Source organism: Pseudomonas sp. P97.38 (assembly GCF_001269745.1).
GTDB classification, from domain to species: Bacteria; Pseudomonadota; Gammaproteobacteria; order Pseudomonadales; family Pseudomonadaceae; genus Aquipseudomonas; species Aquipseudomonas chlororaphis_E.
Window position 1 is genome coordinate 43,803 of the sequence record NZ_LHVJ01000010.1, and the last position, 12,595, is coordinate 56,397.

Consider the following 12,595-nt stretch of genomic DNA (forward strand, 5'->3'; position numbering starts at 1 on the left):
TTTGTAAAAGGTCATCCACTCACGGCATTGGCCGCGAATACGCGAGCGCCGTACCGCTTACATCAATATGCGTAAAACATATTTTTCTACACTTAAAATCACTTTGTGCACAAAAACTAATCCTGCCAAAATCCAAAGTCAAGCGGATTCGGCGCAGGTGTTTGCACATCCGAGGAAGACCGGGAAGGAAAGCCGCCTGCGCAGTCCATAGCATTGGCTGACTTGAGAGAGGGGGCATTCAGTAACAGGAGGCGCACACGCGCCCTTTGCACTAAACTAGTTTTTGCGCATAAAATCCGTTTGGTGCAAAATTTCAGGATGACTCGACCATGATCCCCTCCCCCGGCACGCCGCTGATTGATGTCGCGTTGACCAAAATGAAGAAAGCGATCGTTTGCTGTGAGCTGGCTCCCGGCGAAAAGCTCAAGGTTGCGGAGCTTTCCAAGACCTATGGGTTGAGCAGTTCGCCGATTCGCGAAGCGCTCAATCGACTGACCCAGGACGGCGTGGTCGAAGCCAGCGATAACAAAGGCTTCAGGGTCGCGCCGATTTCAGCCAACGACTTTCGCGACATCACCCGCATGCGCTGCCTGCTGGAGTGCGAGGCACTGGGCGACGCCATCCAGTACGGTGACGACGCATGGGAAGCGGATGTGCTGGGGGCTTTCCACCGCCTGAACCTGATCGAGAAAAAACTCGGCAGCGGTGTACTGGTGCTCGATGACGAATGGTCGGCCCGGCACAAGGCCTTTCACTTCGCGCTGTTCGCGGCCTGCCCATCCCCCCTGCTGCTGAAGATGATCGACTCGTTGTTTGATCGCGCCGAGCGTTACCGGCGTTTTTCCGCCCAGCAGCGCACCACCCAGCGGCACAAGGGCAACGAACACCAGACGTTGATGGAAGCCGCCCTGGGCCGCGACCGCGAGAAAGCGCTGACGCTGCTGCGCAACCATATCGAGGAAACCCTGGGGCGCATCATCGAGGCGATCGAGCGCCGGCAAGCCACGCTGCAATAACCCCCCGGCGCCACAGGAAAAGGCCCTTCGCCGCGCACTGCTTTCGTGGACAGTGTGCAACGAAGGGCCTTTTGTCTTACTGGCTCAGGGCCTGGGCGAACCGGCTCGTCTCATCGCTGCCGTTGTGCTTGGAGGGCTGCTCCGGCTGTCGCCCCCAAAGTGCCAGTTCCATTCCCTCCAGCAGTTCCATCGCCCACGCCACAGTCACCGCGCCGCCATACACGTAGTGATCCGGGCGCACGATCACCACGTTGCAACCGCGCCGCTCCAGCCATTGGGCCAACAGCCCATCGACTTCCTCGTAGTCATCGGGCGTCCGCGTCCCGGCTTGTCCAGGATCCACCAGCCGCACCACCTGCATTGGCAAGCCCTTGAGCGCCTGGCTGCTGCGCAGGCAACGAAGCAAGGCACTGGCGTCGAACCCGGGAGCAATCACCACGCGAAACGACTGGCCGGTAAACTCATCGAGCAAGGCGCGCTTGCCCGCGTGGTTGATGACCATCGGCTGCGGAAACAGCTCGCCGGCCGGCGCGACATGAGCGATGAAGCCTGCGGTCAAACCCGGGATCAGCGACTGGCGGATGATGCCGCCGGGGTTGTCCTGCATCTGCTGGATCAACCGCGCATCGCGGATCGCCGCCCGCTCCTTGTCTCGCTCGCATATCACCCCGCCAAATTCCTTGGCTGCCAGGGTGGTCTGGCGGACATGAGGGATGCGTTCGACCTGGTAAGTGTCGAGAAACGCCGGGGCCGCCTGCCCGCGCTTGACCAGTGCCAGTTTCCAGACCAGGTTCAACGCATCGCGAATCCCCTGGCACATGCCTTGTGCCAGGAATGGCGGGGTCATGTGTGCCGCATCGCCGAGGAAGAACACCCGATCGGCCCGCCATTGCTCCAGGATCAGGGCATGGAAGCGGTACGCCGAGGCGCGCCAGAGCTGGTAGTCCTCCTCGGGCAGCCAACGCGCGATCAGTTTCCTGATCGTGTCCGGCTGGGAGATTTCCGACGGTTGTTCGTCCGGATTGATCATGAATTCCCAGCGACGATGACGTCCGGGGCCAACGACGAAGGTGCACGGGCGGGCCAGTTCACAGAACTGCACATTGGTCTGGGGCAGGTGTTCGCCCGCCCCTTCATTAAGGATGACGTCGACCACCAGCCATGGCTCGTCGAAGGCCAGGTCCTCCATTTTCAGACCCAGGCGGCTACGGATCGGGCTGGTGCCGCCGTCACACGCCAGCACATGGGCCGCCGTCACCGTTCGCTCGACGCCCTCCTGGTTGCGGATACGCACCTGAGCCTGCGACGGCGTCGAGTCCGCCGACAGCACTTCGGAGCCGAGCTCGACGGTGACCGATTCGAAACAGGCGATCCTGGACCGAAGCGCACGCTCCACCGGCGGCTGCGAGAACACATAGTTGGGGGCCCAACCCAGCGGGAACGGCGGCTGGGCGGCGTCGATGCGCTTGATCAGCTGTGAACCGGTGGTGCGGTATTCCGAGGGACGATAAGGCATGACGTGCTCGGTAATGGCATCCGCCAGGCCGATGTTGCCCAAGACCCGCATCACCTCCTGGTCGAACCCCATGGCCCGCGGATTGGCGTACACCGTCTCGGACTTGTCCACCACCAGGGCGTCGAGCCCCCACATGCCGGCCAGGTTTGCGCACAACGCGCCCACCGGCCCCATCCCAACAATGATGACATCGTAGTCCATCGTCTACTCCGCTTCTTATTCTTGTCGATTGCTGGTCGATCAACGCAGGCGCCCATCGACCAGCCTACATCCCTACATACGGAACAGGCGCCGGGCCTGCCCGCGCAACGATCAGGCGATACGAACCCGCTGCTCGTCGATCCTGGCCCGCATCGACTCCATCCATTGCCCACGGGTCTGGAAACCCGGGCGGCGACGACACATGGCCTCGGTCTGGGCCAGGATCACCTCGGTGGGCAGCTCCAGGTCGAGCGGTTCCTTGCAGGGTTGCGCGGTATAGAAAGGCGTGTCCACGTACATCTCGATCGGGTTGCCTTCCGGGTCCTTGAAGTAGATGGACCAGGCGTTGCCGTGATCGACCTGGGCAATCCCTTCGATGCCACTCTTGCGGGCAAATCGGTAATAGGTTTGCAGGTCTTGCAGCGAGTTGAGCAGGAACGACAATTGATTGATCGGGTTGAACGGCAGATCCACCGGTTTGCCGTCGAACAGGACGACCTGGTGGTGCAATTCCGGGTTCTGGGTCATGAAGAACAGGCGGTGCCCGGTAGACGCCACGCCTCTGTCGCTGACGATGAACCCGAGGATGCGGCAGTAGAAATCGACCATGCGATCGAGGTCTTCGCAGAACACGCCGGAGTGGGTGAAGTTGATAGTGGGCAATGCGGACATCGGGAACCTCCAATTTTTATGATTGTGCAGAGGGCAACGCTCAGGCTTCGTCGATGACGCCGTTCGACAACGTCCCGATCTCGCTGATGACAACTTCAAACACATCGCCGGGCTTGAGGAAGATCGGTGGTTTTCGCTTGAAACCGATCCCGCTCGGCGTACCGGTTGCCAGAATGTCCCCCGGGTTCCACGGCAGCGCTTTCGATACATAGGCAATCAGGTGCGGAATGTCGAAGGCCAGCTCCGAGAGGCTGCCTTCCTGCAACTGCTCACCGTTGAGAACACCGCGCACCACCAGCTTACGGTAATCGCTAATGTCCGCCGCTGGAATGAGCCACGGGCCCAGTGCACCGGTTTTTCGAAAGGTCTTGCCCATGCCGTACTGGTGCGTGTGGAACTGCCAGTCGCGGACACTGGCATCGTTGAAGCAGGTGTAGCCCGCCACATGATCCATCGCATCGGCCGGGTCGATATGCGCACCGCCCTTGCCGATGACCACGGCCAATTCGGCCTCGAAGTCGAATTGCTCGGACACCTTGGGCCGCACCAGGGCTTCTCCGTGGGGAAGCAGCGTCTCGGCGAAGCGCTGGAAGATCACCGGGAATTCACCCACCTTGCGCCCGGCTTCTTCAGCGTGGGCGACATAGTTGATGCCCACGCAAATGACCTTGCCGGGGTTGGGGATCACCGCGTCCAGTTGCACGCTGGCAAACGGGTAATCGGTCGGCTCGGTCGCCACCACGTGGCGGGCCTGCGGCAGGAGGGACGGCTCGGCCAGGAAAGCCGCGAGATCCGGCACCTGCTCGAAGCGGCGGTTCAACTCCACTACACCCTCGCCGACGACAGCGCCGAATCGGGCCTCTCCTTCTTTGCGGTACGAAATAAGCTTCATGTTGCTTTTCCTATTTTTGTGCACAAAAACAATGTTCTTGCACCATACATCATTAAATGCATAATGCGAAAGGCCGGTTCAAAAAAATAACGAGCCATTGAGGCTCTCGGTTTCTGGAGGTCAGGCATGTCGCTGGTGATGGTTCGCAAGGTCAAGCTGGACATGGAAGAAGTCTTCCACGAGGGTGGACCCCGTTCGTCGCAACCACTGAGGATCGCCGTGGCGACCGCGGTGGTCGCCAACCCGTACGCAGGTCGGTATGTAGAAGACCTGCTGCCGTTCATGCAGGCATTGAGAGGCCTGGGAGCCGAATTGTCGGAGCGGTTGATCCAGGCCCTGGGCGGTGCCGGCAACGTCCAGGCGTACGGCAAGGGGGCGATCGTCGGCGAAGACGGGGAGCTGGAGCACGGTGCTGTCTGGCATGAAGCCGGTGGCTGGGCGATGCGCGAAGCACTGGGCAACCCCAAGGCCATCGTGCCGGCGGGCAAGACCATCGGTGGCCCGGGCTGCCGGGTGATGATCCCGTTGGGACATACCCAGGCGGCCTATGTACGCAGTCACTTCGGCGTAGCCGAGATGACGGTGTGGGACGGCCCCCGGCGCGGGGAAATCGCCTTCGGCCTGGCCATGGCCAGCGGCGGTCGTATCCATGCCCGCCTGGGTGGCCTGGCGGCGGCGGACGTAAAGGGCGAGGACGGTTTGCGTTAGCGACCCGGTACAAGTCGGTTTCAAGGTCGCGTTCCACGACAAAAACAACAAGTGCTGGAGAACATCATGACGACACAAACTATGCGCGCCGCACGCCTGTATGAAGGCGGTAAACCCATGGTCATCGAGCACCTGCCGGTACCGCAGATCCGTCCGACCGAGGTGTTGGTCAAGGTCAAGGCCTGCGGGATCGTGCCGAACCTGCATAACATCCTGACCAACTGGGTCAAATGGTTCCCCCAGAACCCATTGCCGAAACTGCCGGCCACGTTTGGCCTCGATCCGGCCGGCGTCATCGAGGCCGTCGGTCCCCAGGTCTATGACTTCAAGGTCGGCGACCGGGTCTACGTCAATCCGGGTCGCCACTGCGGCTCCTGCCGTGCCTGCCGCGCCGGCAATACCATCGCCTGTACCGCCTACACCTTCAACGGTTACTTCGGTTTCACCCCGAAAAGCCCGCGCATGTTCGAAGACTACCCTTACGGCGGCCTGTGCGAGTACCTCCCGGCCCCGCAATACAGCCTGGTCAAGCTGCCTGCCAACCTGAGCTTCGAGACCGCCGCGCGGCTGGGGTACCTGGGCACGGCCTACAAAGCCATGCTCAAGGCCAATGTCGGTCCTGGTACAACCCTGTTGATCAACGGCATCAGCGGCACACTGGGGCTGGGCGCCGTCGCCCTGGCCCTGGCCATGGGCGTTCGCAAGATCCTCGGCACCGCCCGCAACCAGGAGCTCTTCCAGCGCGTGAAGGATCTGGCGGCGCCGGGCCGGATCGAAATCCATACCCTGGGAACCCAGCCGATCCAGGAATGGGTCCGGCAAATCACCCAGGGCGAAGGCGTCGACGTGGTCATCGATGCCCTGGGCCCCGGCGCTCCCCATGAAACCCTGACCCAAGCCCTCAAATCCATCCATCGCGGCGGGCATCTGGTTAACATCGGGGCGATTGCCGGTGATGTCCCCATCGATCTCCATTGGATCATGGACAACGATATCCAGATCAGCGGCTCGGCCTGGTTCACCACCGGGCAAGGGCAAGCCATGGCCGACATGGTGGAGTCCGGTGTGCTGGACCTCTCGTTCTTCGAGAACACCGCGTTCAGCCTGGAGGACGTCAACGGCGCGATCAGCGGCATCGAAAACCGCCACGGCGGCTTCAGCAACTACGTCATCTGCCCCTGAGGCCAACGGTCTGCACCCGACCACGGCGGGCACGCGGGTGCCCGCCCACCTTGTTCAGGAAGTGCCATGAAGATCCGAAGAATTGTCACGGGCCTGGATGCTGCGGGCCAATCGGTGTTTATCAGTGATGCCGCGGTGCCGCGTGCGTGTTCGTTTCAGTCCGTACCTGGCCATGCCATGGCCCATGTGTGGTCCACCGGCACCGCGCCCACCGCATCGGACGCCCACCGGGACCCCACGGCGGCCCATCCATCCCTGGTGCCTGGGCCTGGCGAAACCAGCCTGGCCATCTATGACTTCCCCCCGGATTCGGTGATGCACAACCCCACCGACGTCGGGCTGATGGTCGCAGAACTGGGCGGCGCACTGCCCGGCCTGTTCGAACGCTTCGAGCCTGAACAGCCGGGCATGCACACGACGCCAACCATCGACTACGGCATCCTGCTGGAGGGTGAACTCTGGCTGGAACTGGACAATGGCGAACAGAAGCGCATCCAGCCCGGCGATGTGGTTATCCAGCACGGCAACCGGCATGCCTGGCGCAACAAAAGCGACCGCATCGCGCGGGCGCTGTTCGTCATGATCGGCGCACATCACCGCTAGCCGGTGCACGTCACCTCTCAGGTATTGACTATGACCATGCATTACATTGCGGTGATCGGCGCCGGGACGATGGGCAGTGGCATCGCCCAGGTCTGCGCGAGCGCCGAGCACCTGCTGCTGCTCATCGACATCAACCAACAGGCGCTCGACAAAGGGCTTGAAACCATACGCCAACACCTGGACCGGCAAGTGGCCAAAGGTGTCCTGAGCCAAGACCAGGCCAGCGTGACCTTGCAACGCATCCGCACCTCGACTTGTTATGCCGACCTCGACGCCGTCGACCTGGTGATCGAGGCGGCCACGGAGAACCTGGCACTCAAGCGAAGCATCCTGCAGCAGGTCGCCGCTCATGTCCGTCCCGACTGCCTGATCGCCAGCAACACCTCTTCACTGTCGATCACCGAACTGGCCGCCGGCATCAGCCACCCGGAACGCTTCATGGGCATTCATTTCTTCAACCCGGTCCCGGTGATGGGCCTGGTGGAGTTGATCCCTGGTTTGTTGACCAGCGAAGCAACCGCCGCCTCGGCCAGGGCACTGGTCGAACGCTTGGGCAAGACGGCCATCTTCACCGGCAACCGCCCCGGGTTCATGGTCAACCGGATTCTCATGCCGATGATCAACGAAGCCATTTTCGTGCTTCAGGAAAACGGCGATGCCCAGGCCATCGATACCAGCATGCGCCTGGGCTGCAACCAGCCTATCGGGCCTTTGGCACTGGCCGACCTGATTGGGCTGGACACGGTGCTGGCGATCCTCGACACCTTGCAGAGTGGTTTTGGCGACCCGAAATACCGCGCCGCGCCGCTGCTGCGGGAACTGGTCGCCGCGGGGCTGCTGGGCAAGAAGACCGGCCGGGGCTTCCATGCCTATCGCTGAAGCCCGGGGTGGCTACGCGACCATCCGTGAACAGGCGGTGGCGTTATTCGTCAACAAAGGGTTCGGCCAGGTCGGCATGCGCGAACTGGCGCGTCACGTGGGCGTCGCGCCGGGCTCGCTGTATCACTATTTTCCAAGCAAACAACACTTGTTGTTCGACCTGATCGACGAACTCTACGAGGAACTGCACTGGCTGGTACGCAGCCTGGCGCCGAAAGTCGCAACCGGCAAACGCACGGTGCCGGACGTTATTCGGGCGCACTTGCAACTGCATCGGGAACGACCGTTGCAGTTCCAGTTGGCCTCGCACGGCTTCATCTACCTCGATGCCGCCCAGCAACAACTGATCAGCCACCAATACGCGCGATACGAGGACGCCTTCCTGCGCTTGATCTTTAGCGAATCCCTGCTCGCCCACCCGTCCTGCGCCGCGGCAGGACGTGCGATCACCCGGTTTCTCAACGGGCTGGCGGGCGCCCCTGGCGAGCAACCGCTCACCGATGACGCCTGGGTCAACCTGGTGGAGCGGATGATCGAGTGCTTCGAATCACGCTGCGCCCCGGCCGACGCAGCGTCGCGCCAGTAGCTGACCGCCCCTCTGATACAGCGTTACTCCAGCAGCGGAACAATCCGCGGCTCGATCCCGCTGGCGCTGACCTCCAGCAACGCCAATGTCACCGGCAGTTTGAAACGCCGTCGGCCGGCACTGCCGGGGTTCAGGTACAGCCGCTCGCCGCGCCAGTCGATGCCCGGTTGGTGGGAGTGGCCGGTGATCACCAGCTTCACACTCGGGTCGAGGGGCGTCGGCACATCGGCAATATCGTGAACCAACAACCCCGCCCAACCCTCCAGGTCCAATTGCAGGCAATCAGCCAGATGAGCGGCCCAATCGGCCGCCAGGTCGTTATTCCCCCGCACCACCTGCAACGGCGCAATGGCCGCCAGTTGGTCCAGAATGTGCGGGCTGCCGATGTCGCCGGCGTGGATGATCCGTTCGCAGCCCTGCAACGCGGCTATCGCCTCGGGGCGGAGCAGCCCATGGGTATCGGAGATGACGCCAACTTTCATCCTGGCTCCCTTACAACGATTATTGTTCCGAATTCGAATAAGATAGGCTTCCAATAATAAATGCGCAGCCCGTCGTAAAAAGGAAAATGTTGATGCTCGGACGCAAACGGCCAGAGCCAGAGGTAGACAACTCTGACGAAGCCTTCTCGCCCCAGGCTGCACGGGCTGGAGCCGCGCTGCGGCTCACCGTGAGTTTCATGCTGGTGGTGGTCGTGGCGTTCCTGGCCGTTGAAGGCTGGCGGACGTGGCGTGATTATCGCGCCGCCTTTGCCGCCGCCCACGACTCGGTGACGAACCTGGCACGGGCGACGGCGCAGCATGCCGAAGACACCATCCGACAAGTGGATGTGGTGACCGCCGCGCTGAGTGAACGGGTCGAAGGTGACGGGCTGCAGAACATCGACATCCCGCGCATCCACAAGCTGCTGGTCCAGCAATCCGCCATCATGCCTCAGTTGCACGGGCTGTTCATCTACGGCCCCGATGGCCAATGGCTGGTAACGGACAAGGAAGTGATCCCGGAAATGCCGAACAACGCCGACCGGGACTACTTTCAGTACCACCGCACCCACGAAGATCGCAACGTGAGAATCGGCGAGGTGATCAGGAGCCGCTCCACCAACGACCTGATCATCCCCATCTCCCGACGCCTGAACAACCCCGACGGCTCCTTCGCCGGCGTGCTGCTGGGCACCGTCAAGGTCAGCTACTTCGTCGACTACTACGGCGATTTCAAGATCGACGACAAGGGCGCGCTCGTCCTGGCCACACGCAGCGGGACCATCCTGGTACGCCGGCCCTTCTTCGCCTCGGTGGTCGGCAAGAGCCTGGTCAACAGTGTGATCTTCAAGAACTTCCTGCCCACCTCGAACCAGGGCGTGGCCGAGGCCAGGGCCGTGATCGATGACACCGAGCGGCTATACGGCTACCGGGCCCTGACCACCTATCCGCTGGTGGTGGAGGCCGGCCTGTCCCGGGAGTCGATCATCGCGCCGTGGCGTCGCGACCTGTTCAAGACCGGCCTCGTGCTGATTTTCCTGATCGCGATACTCGTCGGCTTCGGGCTCATCGTGCTCAGCCAGTTGCGCTATCGGATGAGCATGGAGAAGCAGATCCGCAGCGCTCACCAGACCATGCGCGACATGGCGCTGACCGACAGCCTGACCGGCCTGGGCAACCGCCGGCGCCTGGACAGCGCCCTGGCCGAGGCGCTTCGCCTGGCCAAGCGCCAGGGCTCGTCGTTGGCGATGATCATGCTCGATGTCGACTACTTCAAGCGTTTCAACGACAAGTATGGCCACGCCGCCGGGGACGATTGCCTGCGTGCGATTGCCGTGGCGGTCCAGAAAACCATCAAGCGCCCGGGGGACCTGGCCGTGCGGTACGGTGGCGAAGAGCTGACCGTCCTGCTGCCCAACACCGACAACGCCGGGGCGGCCCAGGTCGCCCAGGCCATCCTGGAGGGCATCCGGGCGCTGGGCATCGAACACGGCGACCATCCACTGGGGCTGGTCACCGCCAGCGCGGGTGTGGCCACCTGCCAGCCAGCCATCGAGGACGTCACGCCGGCGATGCTGATCAAGGCCGCCGACGCCTTCCTGTACCTGGCCAAGAACACCGGCCGCAACCGCTGGTGCAGTGCGGCCACGGTACCCGCCTGATCGCCCGCGCCGCGCCGTGCATCGGTCCGCGCGCGGCAATCCGAAGTCCACAGGTGCCGGCAAGGCGCCTGGCGGCTACAATGCTCGCTTCGACCGTGACCAGCCTGACTATAAAACCCATGTCCTTGCCCAAACATCATCTGGAATTGCTCAGCCCCGCCCGCGACGTGACCATCGCCCGCGAGGCCATCCTGCATGGCGCCGACGCCGTGTACATCGGTGGCCCGAGCTTCGGCGCCCGACACAACGCCTGCAACGAGGTGAGCGATATCGCCCGGCTGGTGGAGTTCGCCCATCGCTACCACGCCCGGGTGTTCACCACGATCAACACCATCTTGCACGACAACGAACTGGAGCCGGCCCGCCAGTTGATCCACCAACTGTACGACGCCGGTGTCGATGCGCTGATCGTCCAGGACCTGGGGGTGATGGAACTGGACATCCCGCCGATCGAGTTGCACGCCAGCACCCAGACCGACATTCGTACCCTGGCGCGGGCGAAGTTCCTCGACCAGGCCGGTTTCTCGCAGCTGGTGTTGGCCCGTGAGCTGAACCTGCAGGAAATCCGCGCCATCGCCGACGAGACCGACGCGGCCATCGAATTTTTCATCCACGGCGCCCTGTGCGTGGCCTTTTCCGGCCAGTGCAACATTTCTCACGCCCAGAACGGTCGCAGCGCCAACCGCGGCGACTGCTCCCAGGCCTGCCGCCTGCCCTACACCCTCAAGGATGACCAGGGCCGGGTGGTCGCCTACGAAAAGCACCTGCTGTCGATGAAGGACAACAACCAGAGCGCCAACATTCGCGCCCTGGTGGAAGCCGGCGTGCGCTCGTTCAAGATCGAAGGGCGCTACAAGGATGCCGGCTATGTGAAAAACATCACCGCCTACTATCGCCAGCGCCTGGACGACGTCCTCGAAGACCGCCCCGACCTGGCCCGCGCCTCCAGCGGCCGCACCGCGCACTTCTTCGTGCCCGACCCGGAAAAGACCTTCCACCGGGGCAGCACCGACTACTTCGTCAGCGAGCGCAAGATCGACATCGGCGCCTTCGACTCGCCGACGTTCACCGGCGTGCCGGTGGGCGTGGTGGAAAAAGTCGGCAAGCGCGACATGCAGGTCGTGACCTTCGACCCACTGTCCAACGGCGATGGTCTCAACGTGCTGGTCAAGCGTGAAGTCGTGGGCTTTCGGGCCAACGTCGCCGAGCCCAAGGGCGTGTTCGAAGAGGACGGCCAGAAGCGCTACCGCTACCGCGTCGAGCCCAACGAAATGCCAGCGGGCCTGTATCAACTGCGCCCCAACCATCCGTTGAGCCGTAACCTGGACCACAACTGGCAGCAAGCGCTGCTCAAGACCTCCTCCGAGCGCCGGATCGGCCTGGCCTGGGTCGCCCGCCTGCGCGAAGAGCGCCTGGAGCTGACCGCCACCAGCGAGGAAGGCATCAGCACCCAGGTGGCCCTGGACGGACCGTTCGGCGTGGCCAACAAGCCGGAGCAGGCCCTGGAGCAGCTGCACGACCTGCTCGGCCAGTTGGGAACCACCGACTACCACGCCACGTCGATCAAGCTGGACGCGCCCCAAGCGTTCTTCATTCCCAACTCGCAGCTCAAGGCATTGCGCCGTGAAGCCATCGAGGCGTTGACCACGGCCCGCGTCGCGGCTCACCCCCGTGGCGGCCGCAAGGCCGAGACCAACCCGCCGCCGGTGTACCCGGAATCGCATCTGTCGTTCCTGGCCAACGTCTATAACCAGAAGGCCCGCGACTTCTATCACCGCCACGGCGTCAAACTGATCGACGCGGCCTTCGAGGCTCACGAAGAAATCGGTGAAGTGCCGGTGATGATCACCAAGCACTGCCTGCGCTTCTCGTTCAACCTGTGCCCCAAGCAAGCCAAGGGCGTCACCGGCGTGCGCACCAAGGTGGCTCCGATGCAACTGATCCACGGGGATGAAGTGCTGACCCTGAAGTTCGACTGCAAGCCCTGCGAAATGCACGTGGTGGGCAAGATCAAGGGCCACATCCTTGACCTGCCATTGCCAGGCAGCACCGCAGAGCCAGTGGTCGGCTACATCAGCCCTGAGGATTTGCTCAAGACCATTGCTCGCGCCCCGCATTAAGTAATGCCGCAATGGCCTATGGGAGCGGGCTTGCTCGCGAAAGCGGTGTCTCTGTCACACAGATGTCGGATGTGCCG

12 protein-coding genes are annotated in these 12,595 nt (G+C 62.8%); 8 read left to right on the forward strand and 4 right to left on the reverse strand.

The annotated features are described in order from the left end of the window. Positions 1-329 precede the first annotated feature (329 nt). Entirely contained in the window at positions 330-1,016 is a 687-nt protein-coding gene (locus tag AD664_RS04815; protein ID WP_047738065.1) for a GntR family transcriptional regulator, read from the forward strand. A gap of 76 nt (positions 1,017-1,092) precedes the next feature. Here AD664_RS04815 and AD664_RS04820 read toward each other — a convergent pair whose 3' ends face one another. From AD664_RS04820 to AD664_RS04830, 3 genes are all read right to left on the reverse strand, one after another. Further along, positions 1,093-2,733 (reverse strand): bifunctional 3-(3-hydroxy-phenyl)propionate/3-hydroxycinnamic acid hydroxylase, encoded by a 1,641-nt coding sequence (locus tag AD664_RS04820; protein WP_047738062.1) that lies wholly within the window; start codon positions 2,731-2,733, stop codon positions 1,093-1,095. Between the two features lie 111 nt (positions 2,734-2,844). Continuing rightward, positions 2,845-3,405 carry a VOC family protein gene (locus AD664_RS04825; RefSeq protein ID WP_047738061.1) on the reverse strand — a complete coding sequence of 187 codons (561 nt, stop codon included), beginning with the start codon at positions 3,403-3,405 and terminating at the stop codon, positions 2,845-2,847. Positions 3,406-3,445: 40 nt separating this feature from the next. Then, complete coding sequence (locus tag AD664_RS04830) at positions 3,446-4,297, reverse strand: fumarylacetoacetate hydrolase family protein (protein WP_047738059.1); 852 nt, start codon at positions 4,295-4,297, stop codon at positions 3,446-3,448. Positions 4,298-4,423: 126 nt separating this feature from the next. Here AD664_RS04830 and AD664_RS04835 point away from each other — a divergent pair, with 126 nt between their 5' ends. The 5 genes from AD664_RS04835 (at position 4,424) to AD664_RS04855 (ending at position 8,255) form a co-directional block, all read left to right on the forward strand. Further along, on the forward strand, positions 4,424-5,005 hold the full coding sequence (locus tag AD664_RS04835) for an amino acid synthesis family protein (RefSeq protein WP_047738057.1): 582 nt from the start codon (positions 4,424-4,426) through the stop codon (positions 5,003-5,005). A 66-nt stretch (positions 5,006-5,071) separates the two neighbouring features. Then, positions 5,072-6,187, forward strand: a complete 1,116-nt coding sequence (locus tag AD664_RS04840; RefSeq protein WP_047738056.1) for an alcohol dehydrogenase catalytic domain-containing protein — start codon at positions 5,072-5,074, stop codon at positions 6,185-6,187. Between the two features lie 66 nt (positions 6,188-6,253). After that, the gene (locus AD664_RS04845) at positions 6,254-6,790 is read left to right on the forward strand and encodes a cupin domain-containing protein (RefSeq protein ID WP_053144793.1); all 537 of its coding nucleotides are present in this window, start codon (positions 6,254-6,256) and stop codon (positions 6,788-6,790) included. A 30-nt stretch (positions 6,791-6,820) separates the two neighbouring features. Further along, entirely contained in the window at positions 6,821-7,669 is an 849-nt protein-coding gene (locus AD664_RS04850) for a 3-hydroxyacyl-CoA dehydrogenase NAD-binding domain-containing protein (protein WP_053144795.1), read from the forward strand. Continuing rightward, positions 7,656-8,255 carry a TetR/AcrR family transcriptional regulator gene (locus AD664_RS04855; RefSeq protein WP_053144797.1) on the forward strand — a complete coding sequence of 200 codons (600 nt, stop codon included), beginning with the start codon at positions 7,656-7,658 and terminating at the stop codon, positions 8,253-8,255. The genes AD664_RS04850 and AD664_RS04855 overlap by 14 nt, the downstream gene beginning before the upstream one ends. Positions 8,256-8,278: 23 nt before the next feature. Here AD664_RS04855 and AD664_RS04860 read toward each other — a convergent pair whose 3' ends face one another. Continuing rightward, entirely contained in the window at positions 8,279-8,737 is a 459-nt protein-coding gene (locus tag AD664_RS04860; protein WP_053144799.1) for a metallophosphoesterase family protein, read from the reverse strand. A gap of 92 nt (positions 8,738-8,829) precedes the next feature. Here AD664_RS04860 and AD664_RS04865 point away from each other — a divergent pair, with 92 nt between their 5' ends. Together AD664_RS04865 and AD664_RS04870 are read left to right on the forward strand one after the other, a co-directional pair. Next, positions 8,830-10,398, forward strand: coding sequence for a sensor domain-containing diguanylate cyclase (locus AD664_RS04865; protein ID WP_047738044.1), 1,569 nt, complete (start codon positions 8,830-8,832; stop codon positions 10,396-10,398). Between the two features lie 119 nt (positions 10,399-10,517). Further along, positions 10,518-12,518, forward strand: a complete 2,001-nt coding sequence (locus tag AD664_RS04870) for a U32 family peptidase (RefSeq protein ID WP_053145044.1) — start codon at positions 10,518-10,520, stop codon at positions 12,516-12,518. The last annotated feature ends 77 nt before the right edge of the window (positions 12,519-12,595 follow it).